Source organism: Lentzea sp. NPDC060358 (genome assembly GCF_042725365.1).
Classification (GTDB): Bacteria; Actinomycetota; Actinomycetes; order Mycobacteriales; family Pseudonocardiaceae; genus Lentzea.
Genome location: NZ_JBHXCW010000086.1, coordinates 1 through 18309, shown reverse-complemented (window position 1 = coordinate 18309; position 18309 = coordinate 1). Strand labels below are relative to the sequence as shown.

Below are 18309 nucleotides of genomic sequence, written 5' to 3'. Positions count from 1 at the left end.
CGCCTCGCGGCTCCGGACAGCCCACCGGCCGACCGGATGCGCGACGCGTTGTCCGGCCGGAACCGCTGACAGGCGATCGGGTAGGCCCCGCTTTCGCGGGTAGCCGGTCCTATGACGACCACGCAGACTCGCGAGACCGAGGCCGTCCACCGCTACCGCCGGGCGTGCGACTACGCGGCCGCGGCGATGATCTACCTGAAGGACAACGTACTGCTGCGTGAAACGCTGCGTCGCGAGCACCTCAAGCCCAGGCTTCTGGGCCACTGGGGCACCTGCCCCGGCATCACGCTGCTCTACAGCGGCCTCAACGGCCTGGTGCGGCGGACCGGGCAGCGCACGTTGCTGGTCACCGGGCCGGGTCACGGTGCGCCCGCCGTGCACGCCAACCTGTGGCTGGAGGGCACGCACGCCCTGCTGGACCCGGCACTGGGGCGGGACGAGGCGGGGCTGGCCGAGCTGGTGCGCCGGTTCTCCTGGCCCGGCGGGTTCCCCAGCCACCTCTCGCCCGAGGTGCCCGGCGTGATCCACGAGGGAGGCGAGCTCGGGTACGCGCTCGCCACGGCGTTCGGCGCCGCTCTGGACAAGCCGGATCTGCTCGTCGCCTGCCTGGTGGGGGACGGCGAAGCCGAAACCGGTCCTACAGCGGGCTCGTGGCACGCGAGCAAGTACCTGAGCCCCCGCACCGACGGTGCGGTGCTGCCCGTGCTGCACCTCAACGGGTACAAGATCTCGTCCCCGACGATCTACGGCTGCATGAGTGACGAGGAGCTCACGGCGTACTTCAGCGGTGCCGGCTGGTCGCCCTACCTCGTCGACGTCACCGGCGCGGACGACCCGGACGCGCTGCTCGCCGAGACGCTCGACCTGGCGCACCGGGAGATCACGGCGGTGCGGGAACGGTGGCAGCCTGGCGAGCGCGCGGTGTGGCCCATGATCGTGCTGCGCTCGCCGAAGGGCTGGGGCGTACCGGAACGCGGCGCCGCGGGTGAGCGGTTGGAGGGCACCTTCCGCGCGCATCAGGTGCCGCTGGGCGCGGTGCAGGACGACGACACCGAGTTCGCGTTGCTGGAACAGTGGCTGCGGTCGTACCGGCCCGAGGAGCTCTTCGACGCGGACGGCCGTCCGCACGACGACCTGCTGGCCGGGCTGCCGCCCGAGGGGCTGAGGCTGGGCCGGGTGCCCGAGGCCAACGGCGGGCGCCTGCGCCGCGACCTGCCCCTGCCCGACGTGGCGGGGTTCGCCGTGGACGTGCCCGCACCGGGTGCCACGTCGGCGAGCCCGACCGGGACGGCGGGGGAGTGGCTGGCCGGTCTGGTGCGCGCGACCGAGGACCGCCGCGACTTCCGGGTGCTCTGCCCGGACGAGCTGGAGTCGAACAAACTCGGCGCTCTGCTCGAGGTGACGGACCGGGCGTTCACGTGGCCGCTGCCGGACACCGCCGAACACGTGGCGCCGGGCGGCCGGGTGGTGGAAGTGCTGTCGGAGCACCTGTGCCAGGGCTGGCTGCAGGGATACGTGCTCACCGGGCGGCACGGCCTCTTCCCGTGCTACGAGGCGTTCGCCTCGATCGTGGACAGCATGGTCAACCAATACGCCAAGTTCCTCAAGATGTCCGGCGAGGTGCCGTGGCGCGCACCGGTGGCCGGCCTGAACTACCTGCTCACCAGCGAAGGCTGGCGGCAGGAGCACAACGGCTACAGCCACCAGGGCCCCGGCTTCCTCAACAACCTGCTGACGAAGAAGGCGTCCACCGCGCGGATCTACCTGCCGCCGGACGCGAACACGCTGCTCGTCACCCTGCGCCACTGCCTGGCCTCCACCGACCGCATCAACCTCGTGATCGCGGGCAAGAACGCCGGAGCGCAGTGGCTCGGCCTCGACGCAGCCGAGGAGCACTGCGAGGCGGGCGCGGGCGTCTGGAAATGGGCCTGCCACGGAGACGGAGAACCCGACGTGGTGCTCGCCTGCGCAGGTGGCATCCCGACCGTCGAAGTGCTGGCGGCAGCCGCGATGCTGCGTGAACACGCTCCTGATCTGACCGTGCGCGTCGTCAACGTGGTCGACCTGCTGTCCCTCGCACCGGCCTCCCGTCACCCGCACGGCCTGCGGGACGAGGACTTCACCGCCTGCTTCGGCGAACGCACCCCGGTCGTCTTCGGTTTTCACGGCTATCCCTCGGCTGTGCACGAGGTGCTGCACGGCAGGCCGGAGACCGAGCGTTTCCACGTGCACGGTTACCTGGAGGAAGGCACCACGACCACGCCGTTCGACCTGCTCGTGAGCAACCGGATGAGCCGTCACGACCTCGCCGTGGACGCGCTGCGCCGCACCGGGCACGACCACGGGCTCGCCGATCGGCTGATCCGCGAACGCGACAGCCTGCGGGAGGTCGCGCACCGCGAAGGGACCGATCCGCAGGAGATCACCGAGTGGCGGTGGACCGCGTGAGCCGTGTCCTCACCGTCAACGCCGGCTCCGGCAGCCTCAAGGCACACCTGCTCGACCCGGACGCCGAAGAGGTGATCGCCACCGCAGAGGTCGGGCACCCGCCGGACTCGGACGAGGCCCGCCACGCACTGGACGAGCTGCTCGACCGCGTGGACGAGGTGACCGCTGTGGGACACCGCCTCGTCCACGGTGGCCCGGACCTGCGCGCGCGACCGTTGTGGACGACAGGTCCGTGGCCGCCGCACAGCGTACGGCGGACCTGGCGCCGTTGCACGTACCGCCGGCCTTGACGCTGCTGGGCGTGCTGCGCGAACGGCTGCCCGGCGTCCCGCACGTGCTGTGCCCGGACACCGCGTTCCACAACGACCTGCCCGAGGCCGCCGCCACCTACCCGTTGCCCGCCGTGTGGCGGGAGCGCTACGGCCTGCGCCGCTACGGCTTCCACGGCTTGTCCTACCGCTGGGCGCTCGACCGCACCTCCGAGCTCCTGGACCGGCCGGCGACCGGGCTGAGCCTGCTGATGACCCACCTGGGCGGTGGCAGCTCGGTGTGCGCCGTCCGCGACGGCCGCAGCGTCGACACCTCCATGGGCTTCACGCCGCTCGAGGGCGTGCCGATGTCGAAGCGGTCCGGCAGCATCGACCCCGGCATGCTGCTGTGGTTGCTCCGGCGAGATGACCTCGACCTCGACACCGTCGAGCACTGCCTCAACAACGAGTCCGGCCTCCTCGGGCTGTCCGGGGGCCGGTCCGGGGACACGCGCGACCTCGTGGCCGCTGCCGGAGAGGGGGACGAGGCGGCGGCGACGGCCCTGCGGGTCTTCGCCCACCGCGTCCGCCGTGAGCTCGCCGCGTCCGCCACCTCGCTCGACCGGATCGACGCCCTGGTGTTCACCGGGGAGATCGGCTGGGACCAGCCGGAAGTGCGCGCCGACGTCGTCGCGGGCCTCGCCCTGCTCGGCATCCGCGGCGAGGTGAACGGCGATCCCGGCGGCGACGGGCGGATCAGCTCACCGGACGCGGCCGTACCGGTGCTCGTGGTGCGGCCGCGTGAGGAGCTCCAGCTCTGCCGGGACACCATGGCCGCACTCGGCGCTGGTTAGACAAGGGTTGGCATGGGTCAGATCCGCGGTCGCGCAGACGTTCCGCACCCAGCGTCGACAACCGCGGCGCCAACGCCACGAGACCGGGGACCGCGACACCGACGACCAAGCCGAGTTCCAAGGCGATCTCACCGCAGGCAGCCCCGCTTGATGCCCGTCGGTGAACAGCATGCCGGAAGCGCTGAACGGAAACGAGTGCGCGATGTCCGTCAGGCGAGAGGCCAGCCTGGGGGCGGTCGACACGGTGGTCAACGAGGTGACCGGAAGTCACGTTGGTCCAGTCGGAGCGATCGGCGGATGTCGTGCGAGTCGTGAGAGTGCTGCTGGCGGACCCCGTGCGGCGAGAGAGCCAGGGCATCGCCGGCCATGACAGGGTGCTCACGTGTCACTCGTGGGAACACATCGCGGTAGAAGCGGCCCCCGGTGTAGGAGCGGGCCAAGACCGAACCGGAAACATCAGCAGGACAACGCGGAAACCTGCTGCCCACGGAACTCGCGGGCAGCAGACCGTAAAGCCACAGCATCAGGTGGACGACGCCACCCCCGAGCAAGTACCAGTACGCGTGGTAGGCGGTGCGGGACATCAGGAATCCGATGACACCGAAGGCGGCATGACCACTCCAAGGGAGAACAAGGATTCGCTTCGGTCGCGCCCGGCCACCCGCGCGATCTCGGGGAAACGGGTGCCGTGGCACGACCTCGGCGATGTTGTCAGCTCACTGCGGGCCCTGATTCGCCAGACCCTGACAGGTCCGCGATGAACTTGTGGCATTGCCTGGCCCGCGCGGAGTCCTCTTCCATGACACTGCGGAAGAAGTCGGCGATGTCCTGCCTACCGGCGTTGTCCGCGTCGCGGACGTACTGGCCGTAGTCGTGTCCTGCCTTCAGCGCGTGGTACTGCACGGAGATGAGGTCGTAGGTGACGTCGTCGAAACCGGTCTCACCGGTTGCCATCGCTACCTCCTGTAGTTGCCGGTAACGAGGTGGTACCCGTGCAAACCGGGTCAAACCTGGATCGCGTAGGCGGCGGTGGACGAGCGCATCAGCTTCATCTTCCGCTTGGACCGCACCACAAGTTCATCGTGGCGCCTCCGGGGTAGCCGACCGGCATGAGCACCGAAGGTCAGAACCCGGAGCAGGAGTACGACGACGAGAGCCGTACTTCCCTGGCAGAGGCGGATGCGGATGATGCGGACACGCTTGCCGGACGGAGCGGATCCGGCTCTGCGCATCCCGAACCGAATCCGACCGGGAACGTCGGTGTCTCCGACTACTCGGTCTCCGATGACCCGGACCAGGGCTGAACCGGTGTGACCGGCTCACTCCAGTTCGTCGGCAATGCCACCACCGGGTCCGCGAGGAGGCCTTCTTCCTGTCATGGGCTCGACGCTCGAGTGTCGGGCGATTCGGCACTGGTGCTGGGGGAGAGGCACTACGTGTGGCGAGCCGCGAGGACCTTGCGGCCGAGGAGCTGCGCGGAGCCCTGCCTGTGGTCACTCGAAGCGGGTTGCTGGAACGAGCGGACGAGAAGTCGATCACCGATCGCGAGCTCGTCGAGATCGCCGCGATGCTGAGTTCCGCGGTGGACGACCGAGGAGGCTGACGCCGAGCGCGTCTATGACCATCTGCTCACAGCCGGGCTGTTCGGTTCGTCGGTCTCACCGGTGTCGGTGAAGTCCGATGCGGTCCACTGCTCCAAGCAAAGTCCCAGCGCGTGGTAGAGGTCGGGATCGAGGGCCATGCCGGTGTGGGTGCTGCGGATCTCGACGCACTTCGCGAAGGGATCGAGGCACGAGCGCCAGGGGGCGATCGCATCCCGCCGGGAGAAGAACGCGATCGCCGGAACGCGCAGAGGCGCTGCGAGAGAAGCCATGTTCTCCCTGTAGCAGGAGCCGGTCAGGCAGTCCTCGTCGAGCATGCCGGGAAGTCCGGCGCTAGACAGCCGTGCCAGCAAGCGCGCTGCTCGCAACACACCTGGGTTTCCCAACGGATCGAGCACCGGACTCCCCATCATCACGAGGCCACGCACGAGCTCCGGCCGCCGGACGGCGACGAGCCGAGCGAGACCACCACCGCGACTGTGCCCGAGCAAGACCACCTGGTCACCGGTGACCGCCACGTGCTGTTCCAGCCGGCGCTCGACCCGGTCGACCAAGTCGCCGGTGCAGCCGACGTTGAGCCCGATGTGCGCACCGGCCGTCCTGCAACCGTTGCTGCGCAACCACTTCGCGATGAGGGTGAGGCTGACGTCCCCGGAGCCGAATCCCGGGACGAGCACGACACCGAGTCCGCCGCGCCGATCCGGCCAGGTGTCCGTCCAGACCGGGTGGCGGAGTAATCGAGGTATGCCCATCGCGGCGCGCAGGACGTTCTCGTGGGCGGCGGAACGGATCATGCTGACAACGCTCATCATGTGCCTCCGTGAGGTGGCCTACCCGAGCGAAGCCACGGCAAACGGCGGTCAGGTCGTCATTGATTCCTTGCCACAACCCGGAAGCTGGTGAGGTCGGGATCGGCGGGGTCAGGCAGCTGCATTCCGGCGCTCAGCCCGCTGCGGACGTAGTCGACGACCTCCTGGGTGATCACTTCTCCCGGCAGGACCGCGGGGGCACCGGGTGGATACGGCGTGACCATCTCGGCACTGATCCTGCCGATCGCGTGCTGGGCGGCGACCTGTTCGACCTCGGCGAAGAACGCGTCGCGCGGCAGCATCACCGTCTCCAGTTGCAGGTCCTCCGGCGACGGCAGGTCCACCCTCGGTGGCGCGGGGAGCTCGTCGGCGGCCTTGACCAGGGCGGCGAGGGCGTCGAGCAGGACGGAAGCGGTGCGGTGGTCGTCGGCATGGGTGAAGTGGGCGACGACACGCCGGTGGTCGGACAGACCGAGCGTGACGCGCCGGTGCTCGCGCAGCCAGTCCGTGGCCTGGTAGCCGCTGATGCCCAGCCCGGTCAGGTCGACGACCATCTTGAGCGGGTCGAACGAAGTGGCCAGGCTCTCGCCCACGAACTCCCTGCGGCCCATCACTCGCAGGCCGGGCAGCTCGTCGATGGCGGCGCGAGTGAAGTGCGCGAGTGCGAGGGCCGCGGTGAGCATCTCCTCGCCACGCTCGACCATCTGCCGACGCCAGCCGTCGAGCGTGGCGTAGACCAGCGACGTGGGGCTGGTGGTGGCCAGCAGGTCCTCCCGGGTCTTGAGCACCTTCGGATCCACCAGGTTGCCCTGCTGGTGGAACACCGAGCTCTGCTCGATCGCGGCGCCGGACTTGTGCACGCTGGTGACGACGACGTCGGCGCCGGCGTCCATGCCCCACGGCGGCAGGTTCGGGTGGAAGGGCAGATGCGCGCCCCAGGCCTCGTCCACGATCAGTGGCTTTCCGAATTCGTGACACACAGCGGCGATCGCGGCGATGTCGCCACACGTGCCGTAGTCGTTGGGTGTCACGAGCAGCATCCCCTTCGCCTCGGGCTCGGCTTCGAACAGGGCGCGCACCTGGTCGGGGCCGGGCGAGTGCGACAAGTGGCGTTCGGCGTCCCAGTGCGGAGAGAGCCACACGGGCGAGACACCGCTGAGGATGAGGCCCGAGACGACGGACTTGTGGGCGTGCCGCGGCACGATGAGCTTCTCGTGCGGTCCCGCGACCGAGAGCATGGCGCTCTTGACCGACAACGAACTGCCGCACGTCGAGAAGAACGCCTGCTCGGCGTCGACAGCCTCGGCCATCAGCTGCTGGGCGTGCTCGATGACGCCATGGCGGTTGAGCCGGTCGTCCAAGCCGTTGACCGGGATGACGTCGGCGGCGAACACCGCTTCACCGAGCACGTCCAGCACGCGTGGGTCCACGCCACGGCCCTGCCGGTGGCCGGGCGGGGTGAACGGCGTGTAACCGTGTTCGCGGAACGCCTGCAACGCTTCCAATACCGGTGCCCTGCTCTGGTCCATGGTGGAGGGTTGCCTGGTCGGAGCGCGCTGAACCGAATCGCGGAGCTGAGGGGGGCGTGACTGCCAGGCGGCGCGTACAGCCGTAGCGGTCACGAGTATCGGCATGCTGTTTGACCTGTGCGGACGTAATTTTCGGCACGCACGGGGCTGATCAACGAACACGAAACTGCAGCTGCTTGATGCGCAGGTCATCCCTATCGGAAAGTGTTGTGGCACCCCACATGCCGCCAGTCCGTGTCGCTGTTCCGCGACTTCTTCACCCGGCGTTCGAGGCCGAGTACGGGAAGGCCGACGTGGCGTTCGTCGACGTCACTGCCGAGGCCGGCGCCTACGGGGCCGCCGACCGAGACGGCCAGGTGCCCCGAATACGGCCCCGTGCTGGCACCGGTGGCGCCGGGTGTGCGCGCTGACGTACTTCTACACAGTCACCGACGTTCACACCACGCCGGCCGGGCACGAGGCCAACGCCGAGGCCGTCCTGGCCACCGCGGGCTACTGGTTCGGCTGGTTCGCCGCGTACTCCGCCCGGTTCCAGAGCGCGAAGTAGAGGACGTCGGTCCACCAGCTGAGGCCGATCGGGTTGTCGGTCCTGTCGTCGCGCGTGTTGTCGAAGTCGTCGGTCAGCACGAGCCCGTGGAAGGCGTCCAGCGGTGGCGCCGACCGCTCGGCCGCCGCGGCGGCGAGCACGGCCCCGGCCGCTGCCGGGTCATCGGGCAGGGCGTCGATGGCCGCGCCCGCCGCCCGGCACAGGTCGAGGTGGCTCTCGATGAGCGCCCGCAGTTCGTCTTCGCCGCTCTCGATCATGGTGTCGAGTTCGATGGTCTCAAGCAGGACGTACCGGTCGCGGTGCGCGTCGAGGAACCGCTCCGCCTCGGCGAGCCCGGCGTGCAGGCCCTCGGCGTCGCTCACGGCGCGTACGGCGGCGGCGAACTTCGTCAGTCGCGCGAACCCGGCGTCGAACTCGCCGCTGATGGCGTACAGCGTGGTCCTGCTCTCAGGGGGCTCGCCGTCGAACCCGTCGGCGATCAGGGACGCGCACAGCCGGGGATCGCCGGACAGGAGCACCAGGAAGGAGAACGGGATGGCGTAGGGCCATTCCGACAACCCGGAGATCGTCTCCGGACGGTCCTCATAGGACTCCGGCCGATTGCTGGTGCTGTACAGGTACGAACGGTTCGCCATGACCGGATCCTATGACGGGCCCAGGCCTGGCCGAGGCGGATGGTCCGTTTCGGTAGCGGGTAGCGCGGGCGTTCTCCTGCCCCGCAGGAGTCGGCCCTCGAGGCCGGCAGGCTTCATCGATCGAGCAGTTGGCATCCCACGGTGAACCTCATCGGCTGTGAATGCAGGGGCGTAGGTCTTCCAGACGCTACCTGCGTCGGCACGGATTCGAGTGACGTGCTTGCTGTGGAAGCCGAGCGCGTCCGCGATCACGGTGCCGGTGTCTGCAGGACGAGTTGGCGGAGCCCGGCCACTCGGTGGCTTGTAGTGCCCTGTCCGCACATCACCCTGAACCGCCGTTCTGAGTCACGACGACCGCACCTCGGCCGGAAACCGCCGGCGGCCTGTCGCCGTGGCTTCAGAAGATCGCCATGGGGTTCACCGGTACACCGGTGGCGCCGCGCAGCCGCGGCGGTGCGACGGTGAGCAGGAACGAGTACCGGCCGAGTTCGGCGCAGGCCTCGGTCAGAGCCTCGACCTCCGCGCCGTCGATCAGGGGCAGTCCGAGCCTCGCCAGGCCGATCAGGTGCAGCGGCATCGGCGCCAGGGGGTCGAGTGGAGGGAAGGCGTCGCCGATGTCGCCGGCGTAGAGGGAGACGTCGCGGCGCCGTAGCCAGTCGACCGCGTCGGGGGTCAGGCCGGGCGTCGGTGCGGTTCCTTCCCAGGAGAACGTCCAGCCGCCGCGCACCACAACGGCGTCACCGGGCTCTACGTGCACTCCGCTGCGGTGTTCTGCCTCGTCCAGGTCGGCGCCCGTGACGGGGTGGGCGGACGGGAGGCGCCCGCCGGGAGCCAGGTCGAGCAGGACGCCGCGGGTGAGCAGGCCGTCGGCGAACGCCGTCGTCGATCCGTGCTGCACACCGGCGGGTGTGACCGCCTCGCCGAGCGGTCGTCCGGGGTAGACGAGTCCGTCGACCGGGATGTGCGCCAGTGCGTCGAGGTGGGTGAGCGCGGGGTGGTGCGGGGTCAGGACGAGCACCTCGGCCATTCCCATCGGCGGCGTGCCGGTGTGGAGCAGCGCCTGCTGGACGGGCGGGGACGCCGGTGCGGCCGCGGCGAACGGTCCGCCCATCATCGACGCGGGTGTCACCGGCATCGCCAGTGACACCCACCGTCCGGTGCGAGCCTCGGCCACCGCTCGGGCCCGGACGTCGGCGGTGATCAGGTTGAGCGTGCCGAGTTCGTCGTCGGCACCCCAGCGTCCCCGGTTGTCGGGCATGTCGCGGTCATCGGACGCGGTCATGGGTCCTCGTTTCGACTCGATCCACCATCTACTTCGCCAAGCTATCTACTAGTTTGAAATATGGCAAGTTTTCCTAGCAATCAGGTTGCTGTGATTAAATGGGGGACATGCACTCCGACGACCTCGCCCTGTTCGCCGACTTGGATCCGGTCACGTCCGCTGTGCGCGACCTCGGCCGTGTCAGCCGTCAGCTCACCGGCGAACTGGCCCGGTCCCTGGGCATGGGTGCCAACGACATGGAGGCGCTGGGCGTGCTGGTGCGGCACGATGGGCTCGGCGCGGCCGACCTCGCCGAGCGCCTCGGGATCCGGTCGGCCTCGGCCACCGGTCTCATCGATCGGCTCGAGCAGGCAGGGCACGTCGAGCGCAGGCGTGACACGGCCGATCGGCGGCGCATCACCGTGGTGCCCACACCCACCGCCCGCCAGGCCACGTCCGAAACCTGGGGACCCGTGATCCAGTCGATCGACGCCGTGTCCGCGGCACTGTCCGAAGAGGACCGCGCGACCGTGGCGGAGTTCCTGACCGAGGTGAGCAAGGCCATCGGGGCGCACCTGCGGACTCCCGCGAGCCCGCAGGAACCGCCCGTGTCCTGATCGGACTCCGCCGGTTCGCGGCGCTGTGCCGAGGTCGGCCCGGCAGCGCGCGGTGCACCGGGGCGACGGCCCGCTCGTCAGGACGGCTGGTGGTTCTGCCCGCCTGACGCGCTGAGCTCTTCCAGGGCGTCGGCCTCGCGCGTCCCGGGAGCGGCGGAGAAGACCAGGATCACCTGGTCGTCATCGCTCACCTGCAGGGTGTCGCAGTCGAGCACGAGCAGACCGAGCCTCGGGTGGTGAACCCCCTTGCGGTCCTCGCGCCGCGCGGCGACGTCCCGGTCCGCCCACAGCGCCGCGAAACGCGGGCTCCCTACGAGCAGCCGTCGCACCAGGTCTAGCAGTCCCGGGTCCTCGGGATAGCGACCGGCCGACTGGCGCAGGTGCGCCACCATGATCCGGTCGATGCGATCGCGCTCCTCGTCGTCGGCGCCGAACACGCTCGGCGGCCCGAGGAACTTCTCGTGCATCATGTTCCGCTCGGCCGGGGGCTTCGCCGCGAAGTCGCCCAGCAAGGCGACCGCCATGTCGTTCCAGGCCAGCACATCGGTCTTGGCGTCCATCAGGAACGCGGGCAGGCCGGTGAACCGGTCGAGCAGCCTCCGCACCTGCGGCCGCACCTCCGAGAGGATGCGGTCCGGTGGCGGGGGCGCCGTGCTGGCGAGGTGGAACAGGTGCCGGCGTTCGGCCTCGGTGAGTCGCAGCGCACCCGACACGGCGCTGAGCACCGACTCCGAAGGGATGGGCCCGCGCCGCTGCTCGAGCCGGGTCAGGTAGTCGACCGAGACCCCGGCCAGCTGAGCCACCTCTTCCCGGCGCAACCCCGGTGTGCGCCGGCGGGCACCGTCCGGCAGCCCGACGTCGACCGGCTGGAGGCGTTCCCGCCAGACCCGCAGCACCACACCCAGCTCGGCTCGGTCCATTGTCGTGCGACAGCCCCCGTCCCAGCCGCCACCGCGGCGGCCGCCGACCAATCTACGCGCCGAGGGCTGGCACCGCCCCGTCACCAGCCGACGGCACCGTGCCGGTCCACGAAGGCGCCGGTCGGTCCGTCCGCGGCGATCATGGCGAGCGCGACGATCGCGTCGGTGCCCTCGCTGACGGTTTGAGGACCTCGGTGACCGTTGATGTCGGTCGCCGTGTAGCCGGGATCGGCGGCGTTGACCCGGAACCCCGGCAGCGCCTTGGCGTACTGGGTCGTCACCATGTTCAACGCCGCCTTCGACGCGCAGTAGGCCAGCGCGGGCACGGTGCTCTCCAGACGCGCCGGGTCGTGGGTGACCGCGAAGGAACCGAGTCCGCTGGAGACCATCACGATCCGCGGCGCCGGCGAGCGGCGGAGCAGCGGCACGAACGCGCGGGTCACCCGGACCTGACCGAACACGTTCGTGGCGAACAGCTCCTCCATGTCGGCGGCGGTGACCTCGGCCGGCGGGATGCCGTGCCGGTCGACACCCGCGTTGTTGACGAGCACGTCGAGCCGGCCATAGCGCCGCTCGACCTCGTCGGCGGCCGCGGTCACCGAACTGTCGGACGTCACGTCGAGCGGGACCACCACCACGTCCCCGCCGTTCGCGAGGCCCTGCGCCGCTGCGGCGCCCCGGGCGGGGTCGCGTGAGCCCATCACCACCGTCGCCCCCAGAGCGGCGAGGCGCCGCACGGTCTCGAGCCCCAGTCCCTTGTTCCCCCCGGTGACCAGAACGATCTGACTCCTCATCGTGTCCATGTGCCGAATCCTGTACGCGCAGCGCCTCGGCAACCATGTCCGCTTCTGCCAGGGATCAGCAGTACAAGGAGAGCTCGGGGCACGTGCGCCGGGTGCGGCAGGCGGCGCGTACGACTGAGCGTTGCCGAGCCACCCCGGTTCTGCGGACTTCGCACCGGCCGGGCGGTCGAGGTGCGCGCGATTCATGCAATTGGACTGGTAGTTGTTGTGTTCAGGACAGTGCCGGGACGTCCGGGTGACGTGAAGGCCGGCATCGAAAGGAAGGTCGATCATGACCACGACACCGTCCCGGGACAGGTGTTGTCAGCTGTGTTTGTCGTAAGGAAGAGGGGTTGCCGACCAAATTGGTCGGCAGCCCCTCTTCTTAGTGCTCGTAGAGGCCGTTGAGCAGCAGACGTGCCGCGTTCCTCGCGCCGTCGGTGCGGATCTCGGCTCCCACCGCCTTGGCCCTGTCACGGGTCGCGGGCGCCAGTGCCACATCGAGCGCCGCCGCGAGGCTCTCCCTCGTCGCCGTGCGGCCGTCGAGGGCCGCGCCGACCCCGCAGGCTGCCACCTGGCCGGCCCAGTACGGGTTGTCTCCCACCTGGATCGGGACGGCCACCTGCGGCACGCCTGCCTTGGCGGCCGTGTGCACGGTGCCCGCGCCGCCGTGGTGGATCACAGCCGTCAGTTCGTCGAACAGGCGCTGGTGGTTGACGTCACCGAGGGCGAAGCAGTCGTCCAGGTCCAGGTCCGCCCAGCCGCGGGAGACGAGGACGCGGTGGCCTCGGGCGCGGCTGGCGTCGACCGCCCAGCGGGCGACGCCGGGCGCCGGGCCGATGCTGCCGAAACCCACGTAGACCGGTGGTGGGCCCGCGGCCAGGAAGTCCGTCAGGTCGGCCGGCAGAGGGCGTTCGTCCACTGTGGTCCACGCGCCGGTCTGGACCACTTCGAGGTCCTGGCCCGGTGGCCAGGGGCCGAGGAGCGGGTCCGCGGCCAGCCACGGCCGGTCCGAGTACACGTGGTCTCGCACCGCGGTCACCCGGGGCAGGCCGAGCGCGGCGCGGTGGTGGTTGAGCGGCTCGCGGAACTGTGCGTCGACCAGGTCGGCGTCGAGTTTCCACCGCGTTGTGTTGTCCGCCTGCGATTCCGGCCAGCCGGAGCGCGGGGGCGGCGCGTGGTGCGGTGAGGGCAGGTTGACCGCCGCATAGGTCACGTACACGTACGGGATGCCTGCGGCTTCGGCCACGGATCGGGCGGCGACTTGCGCCAGGCCTGCCACGACCAGTGCGTCGCAGCCGGCCGCCGCGGAGGGGAGGACGGAGAACTGCGCGTCGACCAGGTCGGTGCGGTACCGGGAGATCTCCGCCGCCGACGGTGGGGTTGTGCCGTTCATCAGCGCCCGGATCGGCGGGCCCACCGGCACGGCGTCGATTTCGAGACCGGCCAGCCGCTGCTCGAATTCTTCGTCTGGCGGAGTGCACATCCGCACTTCGGCGCCGAGTGCGCGAAGCTCCAGCGCGAGGGCCACCAGCGGTTCGACGTCGCCGCGCGTTCCGTAGGTCGAGAGCAGTATTCGTGTCACCGGGACCCTCCGGCGTAGAAGCCGACCGGCATCGTGACGTCCGCGCTCGCCGCCCCGCACTCCAGCATCCACAGGGCCGCGGCCGGGCCGAGTTCGCGGCCGAGCACGCCGAGTGCGGCCGGGTCCGGTGCCACCGCCTGCGCCTGCGCCACGCCGCGCGCGAACGCTGCCGGCTCCCAGCCGGACGCGTCGGCGCCGCCGAGGGAACGGGCGCCGGCGGTCAGTGCCGTGACCGGCAGGGGTTCGGGCACGCCGAGCAGGCCGTGGGTGCGTTCGCCCACCAGCACGCCCATCCAGCGGGAGCTTTCGGGTGTGGGCCGGGGACCGGTCCACCGGGGGCCGCCGTCCATGTCCGGGAGTTTCACCGGTGCACCGGACCGCGCCCAGCGGCCCGCCCAGTCCACGGCCAGGCCAGGGGCGCTGCGTGTGGCGGGGTTGTGGAACCGGGCCATGTCCCACCGGTTGCCCACCGCGACCGCGGCCAGGTCCCGGTGCGGCCAGACCCGCGCCTCCCACCAGAACCCCCACGGGAACGCTGCCGTGTGCCCCCACCACCAGTCCTCGCCCAGATCCGGGTCGGCGAGCTCGAACGTCAGGCCGGAGAACGAGCGGACGCCGTGCGGGCTCGGGCGCTCGACCCGCGGGCTCACCATCGCCGCGAGCGAGTCCGGCCCGACCAGGCCGCGGTCACCCCGGGCGGTGCGCAGCAAGGACTGCAGCAGCCGTGCGAAGTCCGCGGCGCTGGTGTGCATCCCGACCCCCGGATACGCCGACGTCCGCAGCGGCGGGCTCGGCACGCACCAGTCGCCGAACGCCATGTACCCGGTGGCGCCACCGGTGCCGTTGATGCTCGTGCTCGTCATTCCCGCCGGTGCGAACACGTCTCGGTGGACGCGGGCCTCGTACGGCTCGCCTGCCAGGTGCTCGACGACGCCGCCGAGCACACCGACCCCGAAGCTGGAGTAGGAGTACGGGCCCGGTTCCGCCATCAGCGGCAGCACTCCGCCGTACTCGTCGGAGCGGCCGGTCTCGTGCCGCCGCCGGACGTAGTCGAGGATCGGCTCCACCGGCGCGGAAGGTGCCACGGCGGTGACGATGTCGCTGTAGTAACCGGCCTGGTGCGCGGCCAGCGCGGCGGTGGTGACCGGCGCCGCGCCGGGACCGCGCAGTCCGGCGGGGAGCACGTCGTCGACCGGCGTGTCCCACCCGGCCACGCTGGCCTCGGCCAGCTGCGCGAAGGCCAGGCCGGTGACCGGTTTGGTGAGCGAGCCCGCGGGCGCGACGGTCTCGGCGGTCATCGGTGTGGTCGCGGCCAGGTCGGCGAACCCGGTCGAGGCCGTGCGGAGCTCGTCGCTCGTCGCCACCGCGACGGCGACCCCGGGGGTGCCGGTCACCGCGGCCAGCCGGGGCAGGACCGTGTCGAGCGCCGCCATCACGTCGTCGAGCATGCTCACCCTTCGGTGGTGTTGTAGTTGACGATCCGCTCGACCATGAGGGCGCGGGCGCCGGCCAGCGGGCTGTTCGAGTCCCGTCGTGCGACGTCCGGCAGCCGGTGGGCGTCGTCTTCGTGGACCGCCACGATGCCCCAGTGCGCGTTGAAGCCCGCGGGATCGGCCGGCTTCTCCGCGGCGGCTTCGACGGTCACGACACCGTCTTCGCCGTCCACGGCGAGCGCGCCCGCTTGTCGCAGGACGACGGGGTCGTGCTCCTTCGCGGCCACCACACCCCAGGCCGACGCGTCCGTCAGCCGCAGGACTGTCCGCAGGCTGCCCGCGCCGCTGACGAAGATGTCGGGCAGGACGAGGGCCACCGGTCCTCGCGTCATCGGCAGCGCGCAGCGGATCGCGCCGTCGAGCCCCGGTTCGGTGTCGTCGTCCTGGTAGACGAAGACCAGCTGGAGGGTCCCGGCGTAGCGCGCCAGGTACTTCACCGTGTCCAGCTTGTGCGGGGCGAACACGACGACCACCCGCACGGCCGCCCCGCTCTCGGCCAGGTCGACCACGGTCTCCAGGCTGCGGTCGAGCACGGTGATCCCGGGGGCCAGGCAGTGCAGCTCCTTCGCGTACGGCGCTCCGAACCGCGTGCCGAGTCCGGCGCAGGGCAGGATGACCGAGACGTCGGGAGCGGGCGCGCTCACCGCAGGGTCACCTCCAGGGCGACCCGGTGCCGCCCGCGGGGCAACGGCACCCACGCCGGTTCGGCGGCCGGAGCCATCGCGGGGAAGCGGTCGAACAGGCTCCGCAGCGCGATCTCGGCCTCGAGTTTCGCCAGGGCGACACCGAGGCAGAAGTGCGGACCCCAGCCGAACCCGACGCTGCCCTCGCGACCGCCGTGTTCGGCCTGGTGGCGCACGTCGGCGTGGTGCGGGCAGGCGAACTGGGCCGGATCGCGGTTGGCGGCCCCGAGCACCGCCTGCACGGCGTCGCCGGCGCTGATCTTCGTGCCCCCCACCTCGAAATCGGCCGCGGCGTAGCGCAGCCGCGCCAGCTGCACCGGACCATCGGTGCGGACCAGTTCGCGGACCGCGGCCGGCCATAGCGAGGGCTCCGTGCGCAACAGGTCCCGCTGGGCGGGGTCGCGCATCAGCGCGAGCGCCGCGTTGGACAGCATGTGTGCCATGGTTTCGTGCCCGGCGAGCACGAGGAACACCACGAGCGCCACGATGTCGACGTCGGTCAGGTCGTCCTGGACGACGACCTCGCTGAGCAGGTCCGCGCGAGGGTCGGTCCGGCGCCGGTCGACGAGCGCGTGGCAGTAGGCGAACATCTCGCCCAGCGTCGGCGTGATCCGCTCCGGGTCGCCGTCGACGAGGACCTTGCCCCAGCGGTACCAGTCCTTCCAGTCCGCTTCGGGCACCCCGACCAGTTCGCAGACCACGGCCATGGCCAGCGGGTAGGCGTAGTCCTCGAGCAGGTCCGCGGTCGCGGGGCCGAGACCGTCGAGCAGCCCGTCGACGATCTCCTGCACCCGCGGCCGCAGCGCCTGGACGCGGGACGCGCTGAACGCGTGGCTGATGCCGCGCCGCAGCCGCGCGTGCTCGGCGCCGTCGAGGCTCAGCAGGCTCGCCCGCAGGTACGGCAGGTGCTCCGGGGGCGTGCCCAGCGCCAGGAACATCTCCTCCTGCGTCTGCGCGCCCTGTCCCGGCAGGCCGGTGGGATCGTTGCGCACGGCCGAATGCGTCAGCACGGCGCGGACCTCGGCGTTGCCGGTCACGAGCCAGCCCTCCTGGCCGCCGGGCAACCGGGCCCAGCAGACCGGCCGCTCGGCGAGGACGCGGTCGTACCCGCCCATCGGATCGCCCAGGACGGCCGGGTCGCGCACGTCCACCACGGGTTCGGACGACATGTCAGCCCTTCAGGGGGCCGCCGTTGATGGCGACGCGGTGGCCGAAGCGGGTGTGCGGGTAGTAGTCGTAGACCGCGTGGTGCTGCACGCAGCGGTTGTCCCAGAACACCAGCGTGTTCGGCTCCCAGCGCACCCGGCAGGCCAGCATCGGCCGGTTCGGCACCACCGAGAACAGCAGGTCGAGCACGGCCTGGCTCTCGTCGGCCGACAGTTGGGGGATGCGCGAGGTGTAGGCGGGGTTGGCGTAGAGCAGCGGCCGGTCGGTCTCCGGGTGCCGCACGACGACCGGGTGCTCGCTGACCGGCGGTTCGTAGCCCTCGGGGATCTTGTGGCCGCGGAACGCGTGCGCGCCGTCGTGGATCGCGGTCAGCCCGGTCAGCAGTTCCTTCAGCTTCGGCGAGAGCATGTCGTAGGCGAGGTGCATGTTCGCGAAGAGCGTGTCACCGCCGCTGCCCGGTGCCGGCATCTCCGTGATGTAGAGCATCGAACCGAGCGAGGGCTCGGCGTCGGCGGTGCCGTCGGCGTGCCAGCCGTTGCCGAACACGGTGGCGGCCTCCGGGGCGGTCGCGACCTCGAGGATGTACGGGTTGCCGTGCTCGGGCGGCGGGTTCACCGGGCGCAGCTCGCCGAAGCTCGCGGCCAGGCGCTGGTGGTCGTCCGGCGTGATGTCCTGGTCGCGGAACACCAGCACGTGGTGGTCCAGGAACGCCGTCTTCAGCTCGGTGAGCTGCTCTCCGGTCAGCTCCTGGCTCAGGTCCAGGCCGGTGACCTCGGCGCCGATGACCGGGGTCAGGCCACGCACCGCCAGCGTCCTGTAGTCGCGTGGCGGCTGCGTGGTGATCCGCTTGACGGCCTCGAGTTCGTACTGCTCCATGGTTCCCTTCCTCCTGTGGGTCTCACAGTCCGATGGCCGCGGCCACGGCGGTGACGTGCGGTGCGCGCACGACGCCGTAGTGGGTGGCGGGCAGTTCGTGCCAGTCGCTCGGCTCGGGCAGCAGGGCGCGCCAGCCGCCGCGGTCGGCCACCGGCAGGCCGGGCTCGGGTTCGGTCGCGAGCCAGACGTGGCTGGGTGTCGCGGTCAGGCGCGGCAACCGGTGCCCGTTCATGCTGCGCAGGTTGGCCCGGCAC

The 18309-nt window shown here is 70.9% G+C and carries 20 protein-coding genes; 6 read left to right on the top strand and 14 right to left on the bottom strand.

Annotated elements, in window-relative coordinates; translation table 11 throughout:
• The first annotated feature begins 111 nt into the window (after window positions 1-111).
• The 3 genes from ACFWGZ_RS19755 to ACFWGZ_RS19745 are packed head-to-tail and all read left to right on the top strand — an operon-like array spanning window position 112 to window position 3550.
• Window positions 112-2448 (top strand): phosphoketolase family protein, encoded by a 2337-nt coding sequence (locus ACFWGZ_RS19755; RefSeq protein WP_382452986.1) that lies wholly within the window; start codon window positions 112-114, stop codon window positions 2446-2448.
• Window positions 2445-2738, top strand: a complete 294-nt coding sequence (locus ACFWGZ_RS19750; protein ID WP_382452985.1) for a hypothetical protein — start codon at window positions 2445-2447, stop codon at window positions 2736-2738. The genes ACFWGZ_RS19755 and ACFWGZ_RS19750 overlap by 4 nt, the downstream gene beginning before the upstream one ends.
• Window positions 2681-3550: an acetate/propionate family kinase gene (locus ACFWGZ_RS19745; protein ID WP_382452984.1), complete on the top strand. Its 870-nt coding sequence runs from the start codon at window positions 2681-2683 to the stop codon at window positions 3548-3550. Before ACFWGZ_RS19750 ends, ACFWGZ_RS19745 begins: the two co-directional genes overlap by 58 nt.
• Window positions 3551-3798: 248 nt before the next feature.
• Here ACFWGZ_RS19745 and ACFWGZ_RS19740 read toward each other — a convergent pair whose 3' ends face one another.
• Both ACFWGZ_RS19740 and ACFWGZ_RS19735 read right to left on the bottom strand, forming a co-directional pair.
• Window positions 3799-4245 carry a DUF4383 domain-containing protein gene (locus ACFWGZ_RS19740; RefSeq protein WP_382452983.1) on the bottom strand — a complete coding sequence of 149 codons (447 nt, stop codon included), beginning with the start codon at window positions 4243-4245 and terminating at the stop codon, window positions 3799-3801.
• A gap of 16 nt (window positions 4246-4261) precedes the next feature.
• Complete coding sequence (locus ACFWGZ_RS19735; protein ID WP_382452982.1) at window positions 4262-4504, bottom strand: acyl carrier protein; 243 nt, start codon at window positions 4502-4504, stop codon at window positions 4262-4264.
• Window positions 4505-4659: 155 nt separating this feature from the next.
• On the opposite strand from ACFWGZ_RS19735, the gene ACFWGZ_RS19730 reads away from it, so the two are divergent.
• Window positions 4660-4854: a hypothetical protein gene (locus ACFWGZ_RS19730; protein WP_382452981.1), complete on the top strand. Its 195-nt coding sequence runs from the start codon at window positions 4660-4662 to the stop codon at window positions 4852-4854.
• Between the two features lie 311 nt (window positions 4855-5165).
• Here the strand turns inward: ACFWGZ_RS19730 and ACFWGZ_RS19725 are convergent, their stop codons facing one another.
• Together ACFWGZ_RS19725 and ACFWGZ_RS19720 are read right to left on the bottom strand one after the other, a co-directional pair.
• Window positions 5166-5945, bottom strand: a complete 780-nt coding sequence (locus ACFWGZ_RS19725) for an alpha/beta fold hydrolase (RefSeq protein WP_382452980.1) — start codon at window positions 5943-5945, stop codon at window positions 5166-5168.
• Between the two features lie 74 nt (window positions 5946-6019).
• Window positions 6020-7489 (bottom strand): aminotransferase class I/II-fold pyridoxal phosphate-dependent enzyme, encoded by a 1470-nt coding sequence (locus ACFWGZ_RS19720; RefSeq protein ID WP_382452979.1) that lies wholly within the window; start codon window positions 7487-7489, stop codon window positions 6020-6022.
• Between the two features lie 397 nt (window positions 7490-7886).
• Here ACFWGZ_RS19720 and ACFWGZ_RS19715 point away from each other — a divergent pair, with 397 nt between their 5' ends.
• Window positions 7887-8036: a hypothetical protein gene (locus ACFWGZ_RS19715; RefSeq protein ID WP_382452978.1), complete on the top strand. Its 150-nt coding sequence runs from the start codon at window positions 7887-7889 to the stop codon at window positions 8034-8036.
• Here ACFWGZ_RS19715 and ACFWGZ_RS19710 read toward each other — a convergent pair.
• Complete coding sequence (locus ACFWGZ_RS19710) at window positions 7982-8671, bottom strand: hypothetical protein (RefSeq protein WP_382452977.1); 690 nt, start codon at window positions 8669-8671, stop codon at window positions 7982-7984. The genes ACFWGZ_RS19715 and ACFWGZ_RS19710 overlap by 55 nt on opposite strands.
• A gap of 397 nt (window positions 8672-9068) precedes the next feature.
• Window positions 9069-9953 carry a cyclase family protein gene (locus tag ACFWGZ_RS19705; protein ID WP_382452976.1) on the bottom strand — a complete coding sequence of 295 codons (885 nt, stop codon included), beginning with the start codon at window positions 9951-9953 and terminating at the stop codon, window positions 9069-9071.
• A gap of 107 nt (window positions 9954-10060) precedes the next feature.
• On the opposite strand from ACFWGZ_RS19705, the gene ACFWGZ_RS19700 reads away from it, so the two are divergent.
• Window positions 10061-10549 carry a MarR family winged helix-turn-helix transcriptional regulator gene (locus tag ACFWGZ_RS19700; protein WP_382452975.1) on the top strand — a complete coding sequence of 163 codons (489 nt, stop codon included), beginning with the start codon at window positions 10061-10063 and terminating at the stop codon, window positions 10547-10549.
• A 77-nt stretch (window positions 10550-10626) separates the two neighbouring features.
• On the opposite strand, the gene ACFWGZ_RS19695 is transcribed toward ACFWGZ_RS19700, so the two are convergent.
• From ACFWGZ_RS19695 to ACFWGZ_RS19660, 8 genes are all read right to left on the bottom strand, one after another.
• Window positions 10627-11469 carry a helix-turn-helix transcriptional regulator gene (locus ACFWGZ_RS19695; protein ID WP_382452974.1) on the bottom strand — a complete coding sequence of 281 codons (843 nt, stop codon included), beginning with the start codon at window positions 11467-11469 and terminating at the stop codon, window positions 10627-10629.
• An 80-nt stretch (window positions 11470-11549) separates the two neighbouring features.
• Window positions 11550-12272: an SDR family oxidoreductase gene (locus tag ACFWGZ_RS19690; protein ID WP_382452973.1), complete on the bottom strand. Its 723-nt coding sequence runs from the start codon at window positions 12270-12272 to the stop codon at window positions 11550-11552.
• 364 nt (window positions 12273-12636) lie between these two features.
• Complete coding sequence (locus tag ACFWGZ_RS19685) at window positions 12637-13836, bottom strand: glycosyltransferase (RefSeq protein WP_382452972.1); 1200 nt, start codon at window positions 13834-13836, stop codon at window positions 12637-12639.
• Entirely contained in the window at window positions 13833-15284 is a 1452-nt protein-coding gene (locus tag ACFWGZ_RS19680; RefSeq protein ID WP_382452971.1) for a serine hydrolase, read from the bottom strand. Before ACFWGZ_RS19680 ends, ACFWGZ_RS19685 begins: the two co-directional genes overlap by 4 nt.
• Before the next feature lie 2 nt (window positions 15285-15286).
• On the bottom strand, window positions 15287-15973 hold the full coding sequence (locus tag ACFWGZ_RS19675; RefSeq protein ID WP_382452970.1) for a hypothetical protein: 687 nt from the start codon (window positions 15971-15973) through the stop codon (window positions 15287-15289).
• On the bottom strand, window positions 15970-17181 hold the full coding sequence (locus ACFWGZ_RS19670) for a cytochrome P450 (RefSeq protein ID WP_382452969.1): 1212 nt from the start codon (window positions 17179-17181) through the stop codon (window positions 15970-15972). Before ACFWGZ_RS19670 ends, ACFWGZ_RS19675 begins: the two co-directional genes overlap by 4 nt.
• A 1-nt stretch (window position 17182) precedes the next feature.
• Entirely contained in the window at window positions 17183-18055 is an 873-nt protein-coding gene (locus ACFWGZ_RS19665; RefSeq protein ID WP_382452968.1) for a TauD/TfdA dioxygenase family protein, read from the bottom strand.
• A 22-nt stretch (window positions 18056-18077) separates the two neighbouring features.
• On the bottom strand, window positions 18078-18309 hold a 232-nt coding region (locus ACFWGZ_RS19660; RefSeq protein WP_382452967.1), incomplete at its 5' end, for a hypothetical protein.

Coding starts and splice junctions, on each gene's coding strand:
- ACFWGZ_RS19755 (WP_382452986.1), top strand. CDS start 112: ATGACGACCACGCAGACTCGCGAGACCGAGGCCGTCCACCGCTACCGC.
- ACFWGZ_RS19735 (WP_382452982.1), bottom strand. CDS start 4,504: ATGGCAACCGGTGAGACCGGTTTCGACGACGTCACCTACGACCTCATC.
- ACFWGZ_RS19730 (WP_382452981.1), top strand. CDS start 4,660: ATGAGCACCGAAGGTCAGAACCCGGAGCAGGAGTACGACGACGAGAGC.
- ACFWGZ_RS19725 (WP_382452980.1), bottom strand. CDS start 5,945: ATGATCCGTTCCGCCGCCCACGAGAACGTCCTGCGCGCCGCGATGGGC.
- ACFWGZ_RS19720 (WP_382452979.1), bottom strand. CDS start 7,489: ATGGACCAGAGCAGGGCACCGGTATTGGAAGCGTTGCAGGCGTTCCGC.
- ACFWGZ_RS19710 (WP_382452977.1), bottom strand. CDS start 8,671: ATGGCGAACCGTTCGTACCTGTACAGCACCAGCAATCGGCCGGAGTCC.
- ACFWGZ_RS19705 (WP_382452976.1), bottom strand. CDS start 9,953: ATGACCGCGTCCGATGACCGCGACATGCCCGACAACCGGGGACGCTGG.
- ACFWGZ_RS19700 (WP_382452975.1), top strand. CDS start 10,061: ATGCACTCCGACGACCTCGCCCTGTTCGCCGACTTGGATCCGGTCACG.
- ACFWGZ_RS19695 (WP_382452974.1), bottom strand. CDS start 11,469: ATGGACCGAGCCGAGCTGGGTGTGGTGCTGCGGGTCTGGCGGGAACGC.
- ACFWGZ_RS19690 (WP_382452973.1), bottom strand. CDS start 12,272: ATGGACACGATGAGGAGTCAGATCGTTCTGGTCACCGGGGGGAACAAG.
- ACFWGZ_RS19680 (WP_382452971.1), bottom strand. CDS start 15,284: ATGCTCGACGACGTGATGGCGGCGCTCGACACGGTCCTGCCCCGGCTG.
- ACFWGZ_RS19670 (WP_382452969.1), bottom strand. CDS start 17,181: ATGTCGTCCGAACCCGTGGTGGACGTGCGCGACCCGGCCGTCCTGGGC.
- ACFWGZ_RS19665 (WP_382452968.1), bottom strand. CDS start 18,055: ATGGAGCAGTACGAACTCGAGGCCGTCAAGCGGATCACCACGCAGCCG.